Source organism: Kitasatospora sp. MAP5-34 (assembly GCF_029894335.1).
GTDB lineage: Bacteria > Actinomycetota > Actinomycetes > Streptomycetales > Streptomycetaceae > Kitasatospora.
Genome location: NZ_JARXZC010000008.1, coordinates 121,569 through 139,364, shown reverse-complemented (window position 1 = coordinate 139,364; position 17,796 = coordinate 121,569). Strand labels below are relative to the sequence as shown.

Annotated in this window: 18 protein-coding genes, 1 pseudogene and 1 riboswitch; of the genes and pseudogenes, 7 read left to right on the top strand and 12 right to left on the bottom strand. The window is 69.9% G+C overall.

Going from position 1 to position 17,796, the window contains the following annotated elements; translation table 11 throughout:
- Positions 1-91: 91 nt before the first annotated feature.
- Positions 92-325 (top strand): annotated as a pseudogene (locus tag P3T29_RS10430) (sortase); the annotation flags it as partial.
- Between the two features lie 112 nt (positions 326-437).
- Here P3T29_RS10430 and P3T29_RS10425 read toward each other — a convergent pair.
- Together P3T29_RS10425 and P3T29_RS10420 are read right to left on the bottom strand one after the other, a co-directional pair.
- Entirely contained in the window at positions 438-1,700 is a 1,263-nt protein-coding gene (locus P3T29_RS10425; protein ID WP_280716031.1) for a hypothetical protein, read from the bottom strand.
- 141 nt (positions 1,701-1,841) lie between these two features.
- Positions 1,842-3,518, bottom strand: a complete 1,677-nt coding sequence (locus P3T29_RS10420; protein WP_280716030.1) for a DUF885 domain-containing protein — start codon at positions 3,516-3,518, stop codon at positions 1,842-1,844.
- A gap of 136 nt (positions 3,519-3,654) precedes the next feature.
- Between P3T29_RS10420 and P3T29_RS10415 the strand changes: the two genes are divergently transcribed.
- Complete coding sequence (locus tag P3T29_RS10415) at positions 3,655-3,795, top strand: hypothetical protein (protein ID WP_280716029.1); 141 nt, start codon at positions 3,655-3,657, stop codon at positions 3,793-3,795.
- A 61-nt stretch (positions 3,796-3,856) separates the two neighbouring features.
- Here the strand turns inward: P3T29_RS10415 and P3T29_RS10410 are convergent, their stop codons facing one another.
- The 3 genes from P3T29_RS10410 to thiC all read right to left on the bottom strand — a co-directional run bounded on the left by P3T29_RS10410 (position 3,857) and on the right by thiC (position 7,564).
- On the bottom strand, positions 3,857-4,495 hold the full coding sequence (locus P3T29_RS10410) for a class I SAM-dependent methyltransferase (protein WP_280716028.1): 639 nt from the start codon (positions 4,493-4,495) through the stop codon (positions 3,857-3,859).
- A 39-nt stretch (positions 4,496-4,534) separates the two neighbouring features.
- Complete coding sequence (locus P3T29_RS10405) at positions 4,535-5,323, bottom strand: hypothetical protein (RefSeq protein WP_280716027.1); 789 nt, start codon at positions 5,321-5,323, stop codon at positions 4,535-4,537.
- A gap of 423 nt (positions 5,324-5,746) precedes the next feature.
- Positions 5,747-7,564 (bottom strand): phosphomethylpyrimidine synthase ThiC, encoded by a 1,818-nt coding sequence (gene thiC, locus P3T29_RS10400; RefSeq protein ID WP_280716026.1) that lies wholly within the window; start codon positions 7,562-7,564, stop codon positions 5,747-5,749.
- Positions 7,560-7,705, bottom strand: a riboswitch (TPP riboswitch). (Overlaps the previous gene by 5 nt.)
- 121 nt (positions 7,706-7,826) lie before the next feature.
- Here thiC and P3T29_RS10395 point away from each other — a divergent pair.
- On the top strand, positions 7,827-8,030 hold the full coding sequence (locus P3T29_RS10395; protein ID WP_280716025.1) for a hypothetical protein: 204 nt from the start codon (positions 7,827-7,829) through the stop codon (positions 8,028-8,030).
- A gap of 177 nt (positions 8,031-8,207) precedes the next feature.
- On the top strand, positions 8,208-9,707 hold the full coding sequence (locus P3T29_RS10390; protein ID WP_280716024.1) for a flotillin family protein: 1,500 nt from the start codon (positions 8,208-8,210) through the stop codon (positions 9,705-9,707).
- Positions 9,708-9,789: 82 nt separating this feature from the next.
- Here P3T29_RS10390 and P3T29_RS10385 read toward each other — a convergent pair whose 3' ends face one another.
- The 4 genes from P3T29_RS10385 to P3T29_RS10370 all read right to left on the bottom strand — a co-directional run bounded on the left by P3T29_RS10385 (position 9,790) and on the right by P3T29_RS10370 (position 12,605).
- Positions 9,790-10,464, bottom strand: a complete 675-nt coding sequence (locus P3T29_RS10385) for a VC0807 family protein (protein WP_280716023.1) — start codon at positions 10,462-10,464, stop codon at positions 9,790-9,792.
- A gap of 241 nt (positions 10,465-10,705) precedes the next feature.
- Entirely contained in the window at positions 10,706-10,897 is a 192-nt protein-coding gene (locus P3T29_RS10380; protein ID WP_280716022.1) for a DUF5326 family protein, read from the bottom strand.
- A gap of 348 nt (positions 10,898-11,245) precedes the next feature.
- Entirely contained in the window at positions 11,246-12,010 is a 765-nt protein-coding gene (tenA, locus tag P3T29_RS10375; protein WP_280716021.1) for a thiaminase II, read from the bottom strand.
- A gap of 277 nt (positions 12,011-12,287) precedes the next feature.
- Positions 12,288-12,605, bottom strand: a complete 318-nt coding sequence (locus P3T29_RS10370; protein WP_280716020.1) for a cupin domain-containing protein — start codon at positions 12,603-12,605, stop codon at positions 12,288-12,290.
- A 99-nt stretch (positions 12,606-12,704) separates the two neighbouring features.
- Here P3T29_RS10370 and P3T29_RS10365 point away from each other — a divergent pair, with 99 nt between their 5' ends.
- Positions 12,705-13,082: a phage holin family protein gene (locus P3T29_RS10365; protein WP_280716019.1), complete on the top strand. Its 378-nt coding sequence runs from the start codon at positions 12,705-12,707 to the stop codon at positions 13,080-13,082.
- 135 nt (positions 13,083-13,217) lie between these two features.
- Here the strand turns inward: P3T29_RS10365 and P3T29_RS10360 are convergent, their stop codons facing one another.
- Entirely contained in the window at positions 13,218-13,643 is a 426-nt protein-coding gene (locus P3T29_RS10360) for an SsgA family sporulation/cell division regulator (RefSeq protein WP_280716018.1), read from the bottom strand.
- 510 nt (positions 13,644-14,153) lie between these two features.
- Here P3T29_RS10360 and P3T29_RS10355 point away from each other — a divergent pair.
- Positions 14,154-14,678, top strand: coding sequence for an NUDIX domain-containing protein (locus P3T29_RS10355; RefSeq protein WP_280716017.1), 525 nt, complete (start codon positions 14,154-14,156; stop codon positions 14,676-14,678).
- Between the two features lie 19 nt (positions 14,679-14,697).
- On the opposite strand, the gene P3T29_RS10350 is transcribed toward P3T29_RS10355, so the two are convergent.
- Positions 14,698-15,903 (bottom strand): globin domain-containing protein, encoded by a 1,206-nt coding sequence (locus P3T29_RS10350; protein WP_348532809.1) that lies wholly within the window; start codon positions 15,901-15,903, stop codon positions 14,698-14,700.
- 58 nt (positions 15,904-15,961) lie between these two features.
- Here P3T29_RS10350 and P3T29_RS32685 point away from each other — a divergent pair, with 58 nt between their 5' ends.
- Positions 15,962-16,264: a hypothetical protein gene (locus tag P3T29_RS32685; protein ID WP_348532808.1), complete on the top strand. Its 303-nt coding sequence runs from the start codon at positions 15,962-15,964 to the stop codon at positions 16,262-16,264.
- A 226-nt stretch (positions 16,265-16,490) separates the two neighbouring features.
- Here the strand turns inward: P3T29_RS32685 and P3T29_RS10345 are convergent, their stop codons facing one another.
- A complete protein-coding gene (locus tag P3T29_RS10345; RefSeq protein ID WP_280716080.1) occupies positions 16,491-17,795 on the bottom strand; it encodes a dihydrolipoamide acetyltransferase family protein in 1,305 nt (434 codons plus the stop codon).
- Position 17,796: the final 1 nt, after the last annotated feature.

The following is a 17,796-nucleotide window of genomic DNA, read 5'->3' as shown; positions in this document are numbered from 1 at the left end:
GGGAAACCCGCGCCGATCTCCCGGTACAGCGTCTCGGCGTCGAACTCGGTCACCACAGCCGTGGCGGCGGGCTGGTTCGGCAGCGGGACGCGCGGGCCGTCGGGGAGCCGAGGTGGAGATCGAGCGGAAGGACCGCAGCACCGCCGTCTTCTCCGTGGACGCCGTCGAGCTGTACCCCAAGGACCGCTTCCCGAGCGACAAGGTCTACGGCGATACCGGCCGGCCGGAGCTGCGGCTGATCACCTGCGGGGGTGGTTTCTCCAAGAAGACCGGCTACCTGGGCAACGTGGTCGCGTACGCCCACCTGACCCGCACCAAGCCGTGACGGTGGGCCACCCACCTGGACACCACACGCCCGGCGGCTCCTGAGAAGCCGCTTCACCCGTACGGGCCGCCTACCGTGCTGCTCGGCAGGCGGCCCGTCAGGTGAGGGAAGGTCAGGAGTAGTAACCCTGGAGGTCGGCGAGCAGGTCGACGTTGCCCGCGTTGTTGGTGATGTCGATGTAGCCGTCCGGGCTGACCGGGACGATCACCATCGCGGCGATGTCCTTGCCGGGGACGAAGTTGAGGTTCGAGGTGCGCGGCTTGGCCGTGCCCGAGGCGTACGCGGTCAGGTGGCTCGGAACGGAGGCGTTGGTCGCCGTCAGGTTGAGCACGACGGCCGACACCTTGGCCGGGGCACCCTTGATGCCGGTGACCTTCAGCCGGACCGTACCGCCGCCGCCGACCTGCCGCTTGGCTGCGCCGAGGCCGGCGCGGGTGTCCAGGATGCGGGCCGGGGAGGTGGGGCTGAACAGGCCCGAGGTGCCCGGGTTTCCGTTCGGGTGGCGGTCGAAGACGCCCACGTAGTCGAGGACCAGGTCCGTCCAGCCCGCGTGGTTGTAGATGTCCAACCCTCGCTGGTCGACGCTGACGAAGGTGAGGTTGGTGATGTCCTCGCCGGGCGTCACGTTGAGGTCGGACGTCTCGGGCTTCGCAGGGTTGAGGGCGTTGTACGCGTCGACGTAGCTGGGCTCGGTGGCGTTGGTGGAGGTCAGCTGCAGCACCAGATCCGAGGAGGAGTTGGGCGACGGGTCGGTGACCTTCGAGATGTCCGCGAGCAGCGTGGTGTCCGGGCCGACCCTGCCCCGGCGGTTGCCGATGTCGGTACGGGTGTCCAGGAGGCGGGTGGGCGCACCGACTCGGAAGGTCTCACCGGCGAGGTCGTCGTGGTGGCTCACCTCGTACTCACCTACGAGGTCGACGACGAAGTCGGCCTGGCCGGCGTGGTTGTAGAGGTCGATGACGCCGTCGGCGCCGAGCTGGACCGTGACCCGGTTGGTCACGATGTTGCCGTGGCCGGCTTTGAAGTTGAGAGTCGAGACGGTCGGGCGCGGTGCACCGTCCGGGTAGACCGACGCGTAGCCGTTCTTGGTCGGTCCGATCGCGGTCACGTTGAGCACGACTGCGGTCGTGGTCGCCACACTGGGGTCGACGCCCAGGTTGCCTATATTGATCTTGAGCACACTGTCCGCGCCGAGCGGCACGTCCGGAGCGCCGTAGCCGACACGCGTGTCCACGAGGCGGCTCGGGCCGCCCCCGAAGAAGGTGCTGGCCGGGCCGACCGCCGGAGCGACAGCCGCACTCGCCGGAACGGCGGGCAGAACGAGACCGGCCACCAGGGCCGTAGCGGCGAGGCCGAGCAGACGAGACTTGCGCATGATTGTTTCCCCGAGTCCTTGTGTCCGAGTGGGCGTACGGCCGTGATCCCCCCTGAGCCGGATCGCCGCGCTCCACGCGCAGGCACTTTATCTGACTACTCGCCCTCGCCGGAGGCGGTTTACTCCGTGCCCCTGACGGGTCTACAGCGCCGCGAGGTTGTCGACCAGGTCGTCGAGGCCGAACGAGCCCTGGGAGAGAGCCTTCATGTGCCAGGCCTTGAGGTCGAAGGCGGCGCCATGGCGGCGCTTGGCGGCCTCGCGGCCCTGGAGCCAGGCGCGTTCGCCGAGCTTGTAGCCGATGGCCTGGCCCGGCCAGCCGAGGTAGCGGTCGATCTCGCCGTTGCGGCGGGCGGCCGGGCTGCCGTTGTAGGTGGCCATGAACTCCGTTGCCAGCGCCGGGGTCCAGCGCTCGCCGGGGTGGAAGCCCGAGTCGGCGGGGATGGCGAGTTCGAGGTGCATGCCCAGGTCGATGATCACCCGGATGGTGCGCAGCATCTGCCCGTCCAGGAAGCCGAGGCGGCGCGCGGGTTCGGCGAAGAAGCCCAGGTCGTCCATGAAGCGCTCGGCATACAGGGCCCAGCCCTCGATGTTGGCGCTGACCATGCCCTCGGTGACCTGGTAGCGGCTGAGCCGGTCGGCGACCACGGCCCACTGGGCGAGCTGGAGATGGTGCCCTGGGACGCCCTCGTGGTACCAGATGCTGACGAGCTGCCAGGTCGGAAAGGTGTCCTGGCCGAGGGTCGGCAGGTAGGTGCGGCCGGGGCGGCTGAAGTCGAGGCTCGGGCCCTGGTAGTAGGGCCCGGAGGCGCTGCCCGCAGGCGCGATCCGGGACTCGACCTTGCGGATCGGGCCGGAGAGGTCGAAGTGGCTGCCGTCGAGGGTGTCGATCGCCTCGTCCATGAGCTGCTGCAGCCAGTCGCGGATGGCCTCCTCGCCCTTGACCGCGTGGCCGTGCTCGTCCAGGTGGTGCATGGCCTCGAGGAGGGTGGAGCCGGGCAGGACACGCTCGGCTTCGAGGCGCATCTCGGCGAGCGTCCGGTGGAACTCGCTCCAGGCCCAGGCGTAGGCCTCGTCCAGATCGAGTTCGGCACCGGTGTTGTGGCGGGCGGCGCGCTGGTAGCGGTCGCGGCCGACGGCGTCCGGGGTGTCCGCCGTGGCGGGGGCGTAGGTGTCGCGCAGCCAGTCGCGGAACTCGGCGACGGCGGCAGTGGCTTGACGGGCGGCGGTGTCCAGCTCAGGGCGCAGCCGGTCGGGGCCGTCCGCGACGAAGTCGGCGAACCAGCCCACGCCGCCGGTGTCGCGCCCCGTCCAGTCGGCGAGCTGGCCGATCACCCCGGCTGCCTGCCGGGGAGCAGCGAGCAGACCACGGGAGATCCCCTCGGTGAGGGTGGCCCGGTAACCGTCCAGCGCGCCGGGGAGGTTGCGCAGCCGTCCGGCCACCGCCGCCCAGTCCTCGTCGGTGGCGGTCGGCATGAAGGTGAAGATCGTCCGCACCTGGTCGACGTGCGCGCCCACGGTGCGCAGCTGTCGGAAGTTCTCGCCGGTGTCGTGCATCGCGAGCTCGGCGGTGAGGCGTTCCCGGAGCAGCCGGGCGCAGACCTGTTCAGCGGGGTCGTCCGAGGCAGGGGCGGCGTCGAGTGCGGCGAGACTACGGCGGGCGAACTCGGCGTGGGCCTCGAAGCCGTCCGGCGATAGGTCCGGCTGCCGGTCGTCGCCCCGGTTCAGGCCCAGCCATGCGGAGGTCATCGGGTCATGTGCGGCCACCTGGTCGAGGTGGCTGTCGGCAATGCCGCGCGGGGTGATCGATTCATCTGCCATGCAGACATCCTGACGTGTCGTCGGATTCGGCCGTCATGACGGTCGGACATCGATCTGGCGGACGTGCCGGCCGTCTTCGGGTGCCTCCACTCGCCGCGCGGAGGTACCGGCCTCGGCCTGTCCCCTGCTGCGGTGGGTGGCCGACGCCCAGGTGCTCACCGTCACGCCTGCGGGAATCGCCCGGATCGTCGCCTTCGTCGACCCGAGCGTGTTCGCCGCCTTCGGTCTAGGCCCCAGCCTCGACAGTCTCGACGCCGACGGGCTCACCGGACGCTGACCTGCGCCCAGTGCTCCAGCTGCTTCGCAGCGGTTCCCTCACAGCGAGGGGTCGGCGAGCTCTACCGGCTGCGCATCAACAGATGTCCTCGGCGGTACCGCTCCTCCTCGCAGGGCTCGCGCAGCATCCGGCCGACTTCGTCGAACCCGGCCTCGCGCGCCAGCGCGGCGAGATCGTCGATCGGCCAGCGGTAGGCCGGCGCCACCTTGTGGTCGAACGCCAGCATCGACCCGCCCTCGGACTCGAAGAACGCGAGCAGAAGCCAACCACCTGGGGCCAGTACCCGGCGGAACTCGGCGAAGTACGGTGGTAGTTCCTGCGGCGGGATGTGGATGACGGAGTACCAGGACACGATGCCGCTCAGTTCGCCGTCGGCCAGGTCGAGGGCACCCATCGAACCAACCTCGAAGCGCAGGTCGGGGTACGCCTCGCGGGCAATGTCGATCATCACAGGCGACAGGTCGACGCCGAAAACATCCAGACCCAGATCCCGCAGGTGCGCGGTTATCCGTCCGGGGCCGCAGCCGAGCTCGGCGACGGGCCCGACGCCGGCAGCCGACACGAAGTCGGCGAACGCCGCGACGATCGCCCGATCCAGCGGCAGGTGGTCGAGCCCGTCCCGGACGAAGTCGGCGTAGCGGACGGCGACGGCGTCGTATGCCTCCGCCGTCGCACTGAGGTAGGAGGGTGATTCAGTCACAGCGAAGGATGCTAGCCCGGCCGATCCCGCCGTGGACGGCTATCCCCGCATAACGGCTAGCCCCGCATGGGTGAAGACGCAGGTGAGGCCCACTCCCCAGTCGTCGCCGTCGTCGCCGTCGTACCGAAGGACGGGGTCCGCGAAGGCGGCGTGGAGCTCATCGAGCGGTATCACCGTGAAAGCGTCGCTGGACGCACCAGGAAGGTGCCGGACCTCGATCCAACCGTCACGGACGAACGGGAGCAGGGGAGCAAGTTGGTGATCGACCCACTCGGCCCGGTCGGCGGAACCCAGCTCGGTCGGCAGGTCCTCCCAGATGCCGAACGGCCCGGTCAGCATGCCGCTGCCCTCCATGGCGCAGACCAGGACTTCGCGTTGACCGATGCTGAGTTCGTCCCAGGCGGGCAGAGCATCGGAGGCCACCTTCGGGGATGCGGCCGCCCGCCACTGCTCCGTCGCGGACTCCGTTGCGGCCAGGTCGAAGTTGCGTGAAGCCTTTGATTCCCAGCGCCAGTTGGCCGGATCGGCAAGGACCTCGCGCAGCTCCACGCCGGTGAGGACCGGGTCGGACGCAGCAGGGAAGTGGCCCTGCCGCACCCGGATAGTCATCAGGCCGCGCCCGACGAGACCCAGGGCAGCGGCCGCCAGTTGCGGCACCAGCGCCCGCTCCTCGTCCTCGGTGTAGTTACGCAGCGTTGGAGCGCCCTCCGCCCCTGCCCACCGCAGATCAATGCCGTACTGCTGAATCGTCCACGCCAGGCCATTGCCGAACATGGCACGACGCATCAGCGTCTGCTCGGCAAAGGTCAGGGCATCCCAGGGGTCCATGGATCGCATCCTCCCAGGAGTTGCGCGGGCCGTGAGGTGCAATCCCTCGGCCCCGCAATGGCCGAGCGCTGCTCAAGCGCCGTATTCCTCCCAACCAGCACTCGCCCCTGACTGATCAGTCGCCTCGGTGCTCCAAATCGCGCGCGTGCACAGCGCCGTCCGCGGGCTCGACGACGAAGGGTACGCATACCCTGCGCACCCTTGGCAACGACCAGCCGACTCCTATCCATTCGCGCGCACGATGGAAGGCGGCTTGCCTCAACCACGTGATGAACTCGAAGCGTTCGTCGGACAGCACGCATCCTCCCAACTCCTGGGCGCCGGGGTGGATCCCGGTGGAGCGGGCCGCAGTCTGACCAGTCCGTTGAGCGCCGCACCGAGGATTCCCCTCCGGTCCCCGGTGCGGCGCTCAACGGTCGGCGGTCAGTCCGCCAGCGGCAGGTACACCCGGTTGCCCGAGGCCGCGAACTCCTCGGACTTGGCGGCCATTCCGGCCACCGCCTCCGCGTCGAACTCGGTTGCCACGGCGGTCGATCCCTCGCCGTGCTCGGCTCGGATCTGCTGGGAAATCTTCATGGAGCAGAACTTCGGACCGCACATCGAACAGAAGTGCGCGGTCTTGGCGGGCTCGGCCGGGAGGGTCTCGTCGTGGAAGGCGCGGGCGGTCTCCGGGTCGAGGGCCAGGTTGAACTGGTCCTCCCAGCGGAACTCGAAGCGGGCGTCGGACAGGGCGTCGTCCCAGTCCTGGGCGCCGGGGTGGCCCTTGGCGAGGTCGGCGGCGTGGGCGGCGATCTTGTAGGTGATGACGCCGGTCTTGACGTCGTCCCGGTTGGGGAGGCCCAGGTGCTCCTTGGGCGTGACGTAGCAGAGCATCGCCGTTCCCCACCAGGCGATCATCGCGGCGCCGATGCCCGAGGTGATGTGGTCGTAGCCGGGTGCGACATCCGTGGTCAGCGGGCCGAGGGTGTAGAACGGCGCCTCGTCGCAGATCTCCTTCTGGAGATCCATGTTCTCCTTGATCTTGTTCATCGGGACGTGCCCGGGGCCCTCGATCATCACCTGCACGTCGCGGGAGCGCGCGATCCGTCCGAGCTCGCCCAGTGTCTGCAGCTCGGCGAACTGCGCCTCGTCGTTGGCGTCCGCGATCGAGCCCGGCCGCAGGCCGTCACCGAGCGAGAAGGTGACGTCGTACGCAGCGAGGATGTCGCAGAGCTCCTCGAAGTTGGTATAGAGGAAGTTCTCCTGGTGGTGCGCCAGGCACCAGGCGGCCATGATCGAGCCGCCGCGCGAGACGATCCCGGTCTTGCGACGGGCCGTCATCGGGACGTACCGCAGCAGCACGCCCGCGTGGACGGTCATGTAGTCGACGCCCTGCTCGCACTGCTCGACGATGGTGTCGCGGTAGACCTCCCAGCTCAGCTCCTCGGCCTTGCCGTCGACCTTCTCCAGTGCCTGGTACAGCGGCACCGTCCCGATCGGCACTGGGGAGTTGCGCAGGATCCACTCGCGGGTGGTGTGGATGTTCCGGCCGGTCGAGAGGTCCATGACGGTGTCGGCGCCCCAACGGGTCGCCCAGGTCATCTTCTCGACCTCCTCCTCGATCGAGGAGGTGACAGCGGAGTTGCCGATGTTCGCGTTGATCTTGACGAGGAAGTTGGTGCCGATGATGGACGGCTCGACCTCGGGGTGGTTTACGTTCAGCGGGATGACGGCCCGGCCGCGCGCGACCTCGTCCCGGACGAACTCGGCCTCGAGCCCCTCGCGCAGCGCGATGAACTCCATCTCCGGCGTGACGATCCCCCGCTTCGCGTAAGCGAGTTGGGTCACGGCGACCCCGTCCCGGCCCCGCAACGGGCGGCGCGGCCGGCCCGGGAAGACGGCGTCCAGGTTGCGCAGGCCGCCCCCGCGCGGCGCGGTGTGCTTGATCCCGTCGTCCTCCGGGCGGGCCTCGCGGCCGTCGTACTCCTCGACGTCGCCGCGCTGACGGATCCACGGGTCGCGCAGCGCCGGCAGGCCGCGCCGGACGTCCGGCTCGTAGGCGGCGTCGGTATACGGCCCGGAAGTGTCGTACAGCGGGACGGTCTTGCCGTTGGTGAGCACGACCTCGCGGTACGGGACGCGCAGGTCGGGCCGCGAGCCCTCGCGGTAGGCCTTGCGCCAGGCCGGGGTCGGGTAGCCGGTACCCGCGCTGGCCACACCACTGTTCAGGGCAGGGCTCTGCGATGCTTCAAAGGTGGTCATCAGACCTCTATCTCCCTACGCCGGCATTACCCGGTCCAGGTTCCTGCGGTCGGCGCAGCAGGTGGTACGTGCCGTCGTAGCTGACGACGTACCGTTCAGCGCCCTCTCAGCCCGGTGCTCCGAGCTCCCGTGTCCACAGACGGATTTGCCTGCGGACAAGATGTCCAACACCGTAGCGGGCGGAACCTCCCTGGTCCAGACGGGGTCCGGCCCGTGGTCCGGCCCGTAGTCCGGCCCGTGGTCCGGGTGTCAGACTCGGAGCATGGTGGGCAACGTGGGACGAGTGACGGGGAAAGTCGGCATGGGACTGGTGGGGGAGGTGCTGGTGCACATACCCGAGCGGCAGGGGACGGAGGCCTTCCTCGCCTACCTGGCCACGCCGGGGGATCCGCTGCCGGTCGGTACGCAGGTGCTCGTGACTGAGTACCAGCCGCCACGCACCGTGTACGTGACCTCACTGATCTGATGATCTTGCGGCGCCCTTTCGGACAACCGGTCGAGTGAGCCGCGACACGCCGGTGAAATGCTCTTCCCAAGTGATCCGGACAGGCGCAGAATCTCGTGCTGCCACCGAGTTCCGCGCCATCCTGCACAACAGAGCGCAGCCACGGAACGCGGTGTGCCCTGAAGGGGGAATCAGCCGATGCTCATCGGCATCGCGGGGGCCGTCGTGGCCGCCATCATCGTCTCGGTCGTGCTCTTCAAGGCCATGTGGCGGGTCGCCGAACCCGACGAAGCACTGGTCATCTCCGGCTCCAAGCACCGCACCGAAGGTGTCGGCGAGGGGCTCGGCTTCCGGATCGTCACCGGGCGGGGGACGCTCGTCACACCGGGTCTGCAGGTGGTCCGCCGACTGTCGCTCGACCTCAACGAGGCCGACCTCGACGTCGAGTGTGTGACCTCGCAGGGGATTCCCGTGCACGTCAAGGGAGTTGTCATCTTCAAGGTGGGCGACGACATGGTGTCGATCGCCAACGCCGCCCGGCGTTTCCTCGGCCAGCAGCAGCACATGGGACCGCGCGTCCACAACGTCTTCGCCGGTCATCTCCGTTCCATCGTCGGTGGGTTGACGGTCGAGGAGATGATCCGCGACCGCGAGCGGCTGACCGGGGAGACCCGGATGGCGTCCGGCAGCGAGATGGAGAAGCTGGGCCTGATCATCGACTCGCTGCAGATCCAGGAGATCCTGGACCCGACCGGTTACATCCAGAACCTGGCCGCGCCGCACGCCGCCGCCGTCCAGCGGGACGCCCGGATCGCGGCCGCCGAGGCTGACCGGGTGGCCACCGAGGCGGAGCAGGAGTCGTACGCCCGCAAGGCCCAGGCGACGCGTAACTCCGGTATCCAGCAGGCTGGTTACCAGGCGGAGATGGAGACCGCAACGGCCCGTGCGATGCAGGCCGGGCCGCTGGCCGAGGCCGCCGCCAAGCAGGAGGTCGTGGTCCAGGAGACCAAGGTCGCCGAGTTGGAGGCGCACCGCAAGGAGCAGCAGCTGCAGGTGGACGTCCGCAAGCCGGCCGACGCCCGCGCGTACGAGACCCGCACCAAGGCCGAGGCCGACCGTGACGCCCGGATCTCGGCGGCGGAGGCCCAGGCCCGGGAGACCGAGCTGAAGGCGATCGCCGAGGCGAACCGGGTGAAGATCGCGGCGAGCGCCGAGGCCGAGTCCACCCGGGCCCGGGGCCTGGCGAGCGCCGAGGCGACCAAGGCGACCGGTCTCGCGGAGGCCGCAGCCGCGGAGGCCAAGGGTCTTGCCACGGCCGAGGCGACCCGCGCGCTCGGTCTGGCCGAGGCCGAGGCCATCAAGGCCCGGGCGGCGGCGCTGGCCGAGAACCAGGAAGCCGTCGTCGCGCAGCAACTCGCCGAGAACTGGCCGGAGATCGTCCGCGCCGGGGCCGAGGCGTTCGGCAACGTCGAGCACATGGTGCTGCTGAACGGCGCCGAGGGCATGGGCGAGATGTTCGCCAAGGCGCTGACCATGGGCGGCACCGGCCTCGGCCTGGCCCGCCAGCTGCTCAGCTCGATGAACAGCACCCCCGACACGGCGTCGCCGTCGGGTACGGCGACCGGGCCGGCCAAGCCCGCTGGCCAGCCGGTCCCGGTCGTCAGCCAGTCGATCCCGGTCCAGCACGACGGCGTCTGACCCCGGCAGGCGTACGTATCCACGTACGAGGCGCCCGCTCACCGTCCAGGTGAGCGGGCGCCTCGCGCGTACCGGGGGCAGGTCAGACGGACTTGCTCTCCTCGATGACCAGCTCGGCCATCCGCCCGGCGAAGAAGTTGCCGACCGCGATGGCGAGCACGATCGCGCCGACCAGGAAGACGGTGCCCAGCCAGACCATGGTGTCCAGCGGCAGTGTGTACGCGCCGACCACCTTGGCCGCGCACTCGGCGACCAGCGCGGAGCCCCAGACCAGGGTGAAGCTCCGCTCCAGCCGCCGGAACGTCACCGAGGTCGCGGCCAGCCGGTCCCAGGCGGCGTCGCGGCCGGCGTCGCGCTTGACGACGAAGGGACGCATCCCGGCGGTCATCATCGGACGCCCGGCGAACACCGACCCGATCATGGCGAGCCCGATCACGCTGCTCACCGCGCCGTCCTTGGCGATCATCAGCCTCGGGTCCCCGGCGACCAGCGAGAGCCCGATCCCCAGCAGGTTGACCACCAGCATCAACGTCGCCAACCCGTTCAACGACCGCTCCCGCAGCAGTTGGTGGCCCGCCCGGACCGCCGGCACGACACTGCCGAGCACCAGCGAGTCGACCAGGCTCAGCCCGAGCACCGAGTGGGCGGTGTAGTAGGCGAGCAGCGGCAGCGCCACGTCGACGGCGATCGGGCGGAGGGCGCCGGACATCTGGTGGGTGCCGGTCTCGACCGTCGCGCTTCGGGTGATGACTGCCATGGTCCGCTCCTTCAGTGTCCGGGTCCTTCGCTGTGCCTCAAGAATCCCGTCCGGGAGGGGTCGGGCAGCAGTGTCCGGCGTACCTGAAGCGGTATGACAGATGTCATCCCCCAGCTGCCATCCGGCAGCTGTCATCCGGCAGCGCTGAGGGCTCGGCCGGAATGCTCAGCCGGGATACCGAACGAGCCCCGCTCTCCCTGGGATCAGGGGGAACGGGGCTCGTTCGAAGTCCGGCCCGGCGTCAGTGCTTCGAAGCCTTCTTCACCAGGATGATCACGGCGGCGGCTATGCCGACCAGTACCAGTCCGTTGATCAGCAGCCCGATCAGCGAGCTGACCACCACCCAGAGCAGCTTCCAGGCGAGGACCACCACGATGATCGGGATGACGATGTTGCGCACCCACGAGGGCAGCGACTTCCAGAGCTCAGCCATGTCCGTTCCTTCTCTCCCCTCGGGCTTGCGCCGGCCTGTCCGCCGCGTCCCGTCCGCTTTCGATAACTCGATCGTACGGGCGTCGTGCCTGGTAAACGAGGGTTCCAGCCCCCGAGAGAACCCGGAGATCCCCCTTAGGGCGTCCGCCAGTAGGGGCCGGGTGAAGGAGCGGCGTCCGGGCCGAGTCTGGGCGGTGCCGACGATGGAGTCCATGCGGAGCATCGGCGACTGAGGAGAAGCCGTCCGTGGGGGTCCCCCCGGCCGAAGGCTGGGGGAGAGAGTCCGGGCGTCGCGACGCCGGCCCCATACTGGCGGACGCCCTTCGGCCCGCCCCAGGGATCCCTCGGGCTACGGGTTGAGACCGACCGGCCAGGTCTCACCGCGCCAGGCCGCGTCCCAGAACATCCACTCGTACCGGGACGTGATGCTGAAGTGCTCGACCATCCGACGGCGTTCGGCCGGCGAGATCTCCGTACCGAGGCGGTCGGTGAGGGCGAGCACCCGGCGCACCACCGACTGGAACGCCTCGTCGCCGTAGGTGGAGATCCACCGGGCGTAGAGCGGGTCGGGGGAGGACTTGGTGAGCAGCTGCTCACCGACCCGGGCGTAGATCCAGTAGCAGGGCAGTACGGCAGCGACCGCCTCCGCGAAGGACCCGCCGTACGCGGTGGCGAGCAGGTAGCTGGTGTAGGCGCGGGTGGTGGGCAGCACCGGCTCCGCAGCGGCCTCCTCGGCGGACTGCCCGAAGGCGGACATGAACTCGGCGTGCATACCCTGCTCGGCGGCCAGCGCGCCGATCGCGTCGTCGGCGAAGGCGCGGACGTCCTGCTCGTCCGGCGCCTTGGCGGCGCAGACGGCGAGGGCCCGGGCGTAGTCGCGCAGGTAGTGCGAATCCTGGATCACGAAGTGGCGGAAGGCTTCGCGCGGCAGGGTGCCGTCGGTGAGGCCCGCGATGAAGGGGTGGCCGAGGATCTCGGCGTAGACCGGCTCGACGGCCGACCAGAGTTCGTCGGTGAGCGACGCGGATGCGGGCGCGGATGCGGGCGCGGACGCGGGCACGGACGCGGGCGCGGACGCGGACATGGGTGTGGACGCGGACATGGGTGTGGACACGGGTGGTGACTCCCTCCCTGTCCCGGGCAGGGTTTCCCCGTGCCACGGCCAGGTTCTGGCGGTCGGCGCAGCGCGTCAGCGCCCTCTCAGCCCGCTGCTACGGGCTCCCGCGTGATCGGTGAAGTGAGGTGAAGTGAATGACGTGAGTGACGTGAGTGACGTGGATGATGCAACTGACGTAAGTGCCGTACGCCGCACGCGACGCACGGCGCCGACCCTACCCGGGCGGTGGCGTCGGGTCGGGTCGGGTGGGGTGGGGTGGGCCGGTCCGACCGGGTCAGTCCTCCGGTGGGGAGAACACGACCAGCACCCGCAGTTCCTCGGTGATGTGGTGGAAGCGGTGCGGTACTCCGGCGGGTACGTACACCACGCTGCCCCGGCCGACGGTGGTGGTCTCGTCCCCGACGGTCAGTTCGGCGCGGCCGCTGATGACCTGGTAGATCTCGTCCTGGGCGTGCGGCGACTGGGTGTCGGTGTCGCCCGGCGAGAGCGCGTACAGGCCGGCCGACATGTTCCGCTCCTTCAGGAAGCGGAGATAGGCGCCCTCGTTGGCGGCGCGCTCGGCGTCCAACTGGTCCAGCCGGAAGACCTTCATCGAACCGTTCCTCCACCCTTGTCCCGCGCCCACGACATTGGACAACATATCGGGGCGAGGAACTTCCCCCGGGCCCGCTGGACTGCAACGATCTCCGATATGAAGAGTTTCGTGGTCAAAACCCTCATCAACGCCGCTGCGATCTGGGTGGCCGCCTGGATCGTCAACGGGATCACCCTCTCGGGGGGTGACTGGCAGCACAAGACCATCACCGTGATCGTGGTCGCACTGATCTTCGGCGTGGTGAACTGGCTGATCAAGCCGGTGGTGAAGCTGTTCTCGCTGCCACTGTTCATCCTCACGCTCGGCCTGATCACCTTCGTGATCAACGCGCTGATGCTCTGGCTGACCTCGTGGGCCTCCGACAAGATCAAACTGGACTTCCACGTCTCCGGCTTCTGGCCGGCCCTGATCGGCGCGCTGATCATCAGCCTGGTGTCCTGGGGCCTCAACCTGGCCTTCGGGGACGAGGACTGATCTCCCCCGCTACTGGCGGGCCCACCGAGGAACCCCCGCCCCGGCAGCGCGGTACCGGGCCCCCGGCGTTCAGGCGCTTCCCGGGGGCCTCTCCGCATCCACGGCCGGCCCGGCCGCGCGCAGCCGTCCAACCACTCAGCCGGCGTTCTCGCAGCCCCGGCTGAGGATGTTGGCCAGCTGGGCGTCGAGTTCGGCGCCGGTGATCTCCTCCCCCATCGGCACCAGCTGGTCCGTCCTGGCCAGGAAGGCGATCAGCGGCGGGGCCGAGGCGCGCAGCAGGGCGTCCCCCTCGGGGGCGTACAACCGGATGCAGACGTCGGAGAGTTCACCGCCGACGGGATGAATCTGCACATCGCCCTCGCCCGTGGCACTGCTGATCCCGTCGAGCAGCAACTCACGCGCGAAGACCCAGGCCACCGGCGTGTCACCGGGCAGGTGGAAGATGCAGCGGACCGCGTAGGGATCGGCGGGGTCGTACTCGAGATCGACCACGATGCGGAAGGAGAGCTCGTTCGAGACCACGAGCTGCATGACCACGTGGCCCTGGACTGTGCTGTGCATGCGCCGGTACCTCTCGTTCTGGCACGGCCTGGGACGACGCCCGGTGGCGGCGCCGCCCGGCCCTGCGGCGGTCGGGGAAGTGCAGCCGCTCGTACCTTCACTCGCGGCCGTGGCATCCCGGCGTTCTGCTCCATGGCCATGCCCAGCCCCCAGCCCGAGTCGCTGCACAGGAGGGCATTTGGAGTACTCGGCTCCGCTTTGCCCGACTGGCGCTCATTGCAGCACAGGGCCAGCACGCCTGCAATCATTAACACTCGAACGGCCCACAAATGACCTTGGAATCTTAGGTCGCGATCCGACAATTTCAGCATTTGCTCCCCAAATCAGCGGCAGCTTCCCCTGCTATCGAAGATCCACAGCATTTATGCCACAGTGCGCGAACGACACCCGCCGGGCCCCGCGAATCATCCGTTCGGCGCAGCACCGCCCCCCCTGAGCGGGTCTGTACGAGTTTCAGCCGCCCTGTGGTGCGGGAGAATCCCGCACAACGCTCGTGACCCGGAGGTGGCCATGCCCAGCCCCGTCCGCCCTGTCGTCAAGCGCACTGCCAGGGCGATCCTGCTGGAGTTGGACCCGGACGCGCCGCACGCCCCGGCCACCATCGTGCTGATCAAGCGCACCCGGCCCGGCTCGCATCCGTACTGGATCACTCCGGGCGGCGGGGTCGAGCGCGCGGACCGGACCGTGGTGGACGCCCTGCACCGCGAGATGGACGAGGAGTTGGGCGGGAAGGTCCAGGACGTGGTCCCCGCCTTCGTCGACACCGTCGCCCACTCGCACCACGAGGACGGCACGCTCGCCCACCCGCACGGGGTCAAGGTGCAGCACTTCTTCGTCTGCCGGCTCGCCTCGATGGACCCTTCGCTCCGGCACGGGCCGGAGGTCGACGAGCCCCAGGGCGAGTACGAGATCGTCCGGCTGCCCTTCACCCGGGAGGGCGTCACCTCGGTCAACGTCGTACCGCCGCGCCTGCGCGCCTACCTCGCCGCGAACATCGAGGGCATCCGCGCCATGCTCGCCCCCGACCTCGGCTGAACCGTGCGCCCCAGACCGGTCAACCCGCCGCGAGGTCATGGTGGATGGCCGAGTTCGCCACCCCAGCGCGCAGCAGTGCCCCGCTCGCCCGCCGCACCATCGCGGCGGGGCCGCTGAGGTATGCGGCCCGGCCCGCCAGGTGGCCGTAGCCGCCGATCACCTCGGGCAGGTCCCCGAAGAGCGCCTCGGCCGTGGCGACCCGCTCCTCCGAGAGCACCGCCCGGAGCGACAGCCAGGGGTGCCGCTCGGAGAGCCTGCGCAGGCTCTCCAACTGGTACAACTCGCCCCGCCGCCGGGCCCCGTAGAACACCTCGACCGAGCGGCCCGCCGAACCGTACTCGGCGACCTCCTCGACCAGCGCGCTGATCGGCGCGATGCCGGTACCGCCGCCCAGGCAGAGCAGGTCGGTACCGCTCGCATGGTCCACCACCATCTCCCCGGCGGGCGGGCCGAGCCGCAGGACGTCCCCGGGGGCGGAGCGGTTGACCAGTGCGTTGCTCACCCAGCCGGCCTGCACCGCCTTGACGTGGAAGCTGAGCAACCCGTCCGGCCGGGGCGCGTTGGCGAACGAGAAATGCCGCCACACCCGGGGCCACCAGGGCGTCTCCAGGGTGGTGTACTGCCCGGCCCGGTACGGGTAGGACTGGTCGGGCCGGACGGTCACCACCGCGATGTCGGACGTGACCCGCCGGTGCTCGACCACCTCGGCCTGCCACCAGGGGGGCGAGGACTTCGCGGCGCCCTCGGCCGCGTCGATCATGATCTTCGAGATCAACCCGTAGCCCCGGCGCCAGGCCAGTTCGGTGGCACTGTCCCAGCGGCTTCCGCAGAAACGTTCCAGCGCGGCGATCAAACACTCTCCCACCGGCCCGTAGTGGCCGGTCAGCGTCCCGTACTTGCGATGTCCCCGGCCGAGTCCGGTCAGGTACTCGGTCAGCCCGGCCGGGTCGTCGGCGTTGCGGCCGGCCATCAGCAGGGCACGGAAGAGCCGGTCCCGCTGCACGTCCATCGCCGCCGGGAAGAGCGCCCGGATCTCGGGGTGGTGCAGGAAGATCAGTGCGTAGAAGTGCGCGGTGGCCCGGTCGGCGACCGGCTCGACGATCGCCAGGCTGGCCCGGATCAGCTGGATGTCCGCCGGAGTCGGCGCCTGCTCACCGGCCGCCCGCAGATCCGGGGCGGGCCCGGCAACGGCCGGGGCCGCAGCGCTGCCACCGAGGGTGTCCATCGCCCACGCCCGACTCCAGTGATCCCCCGGACCGGCCCAGTTGAGCCCGGGAGCCCGGGTGAACATCGGCTCGATCGCCGGACTGGGAAGGGGAGTTGGCACCACCGGCACCCCCGGCGCAGCCGGTACCCCCGGAACCATCGGTGCCGCCGGAACCATCGGCGCCGGGGGCGGGGGCGAGGGCGGGGCCGGAGCCGGTACGTCCGGTGGGAAGGCCGGGCGGGCCGGGATCACCAGTTCGGCCACCAACTGCGGCTCCGGCCCGGGATTCTCCACCACCGGCATCCCCGGAACAGCGGCGACCGCCACCGACCCGCTACCCGCTCGGACCCTCAACGAGGTCGGCTTCACCATGACTTGACGAGTGCCCAAGAGAATCGCTTCGCTTCCGGTCGTCCCTTTGAACCACACCTGGCTTGTCTCTGCTGACGCCCTCGGTAGCCTGGCACGCCCAAACAGCTGATCCGACAAATCCTGTGAAGCCCTGACGCCCGGCCCGGACAAGCGCTACGCTCGCCCGACCTATGGTCGACCCACGGTCGCCCCGCGCGGATCTGCACCGCGCGGAGCGACCGACCCCACCTCCGTTACAACTGCCGCAGCAGCATCCCCGGCTGCTCGACACAGTCCGCGACGAAACGCAGGAACCCTCCCGCCGTGCCCCCGTCGCAGACCCGGTGGTCGAAGGTGAACGACAGCTGGGTCACTTGCCGTACCGCCAACTGCCCCTCGTGCACCCACGGTTTGGCGACGATCCGGCCGACCCCGAGCATGGCGGCCTCAGGGTGGTTGAGGATCGGGGTGGATCCGTCGACGCCGAAGACGCCGTAGTTGTTGAGCGTGAAGGTGCCGCCGGTCAGCTCGGCCGGGGTGAGCCGGCCGTCCCGGGCAGTCTCCGTCAACCTGGCCAGTTCGGTGCCGAGTTGCTCCGTCCCGAGCAGGTGCGCGTCACGCACCACCGGCACGACCAGACCACGGTCGCTCTGCGCCGCGAAGCCGAGGTTCACCACGCCGTGTCGACGGATCCCCGAACCATCGCTCTCGACGCTGGAGTTGAGCTCCGGAAAGCGCTCCAGCGCGGCCGTGCAGATCCTCGCCAGCAGTGCCAGCACGCTCACCTTCGGTCCGGCCGACCGGTTCAACTGTGCGCGTAGAGCCATCAGTTCGGTTGCGTCGGCGTCCACCCAGCAGGTCGCGGCGGGGATCTCCTGGTGGCTGCGGGTGAGCTTCTCGGCGATCGTCCGCCGCAGCCCGCGCAGCGGCACCACCTCGTCCGACGTCGGTGCCACGGCCGCCGCCACAGCAGCGGCCGCCGCAGCCGGACGGGACGCGGCAGCCACCGCCCGCTCCACGTCCGCCCGCAGGATCAGCCCGTCCGGCCCGCTCCCGGTGAGCCCGGCCAGATCGATCCCGTGCTCCCGGGCCGACCGCCGGACCAACGGCGAGATCACCGGCACCACCACCGGCACAACTGCCGGAGCAGGCACCTCAGGCACCGCAGCAGCCAGAACCGCAGACACCGCAGCACCCGCCCGCACCCGCCCGCGCCGGGCGCCCTTGGGCCCGTCCGCCACTCCGTACCCGACCAGCGGGCGCTCGTTCGGGGGCTCCGGCACGGCAGGCCCTGCGGAGGGCGAACCCCCGGACGGCGAGACCGCGACCGTCACCAGCGGAGCGCCGACCGGCACCTCCTCCCCCGGCTCGCCGTACCGCGCGGTGACCACGCCGCCGTAGGGGCAGGGGACTTCGACGACCGCCTTGGCGGTCTCCACCTCCACCACCGGCTGGTCGACGGCGATGACCTCGCCCACCTCGACCATCCAGCGCACCACCTCGGCCCCGGTGAGTCCCTCACCGAGGTCGGGCAGGGTGAACTCGCGTACAACCGGCATC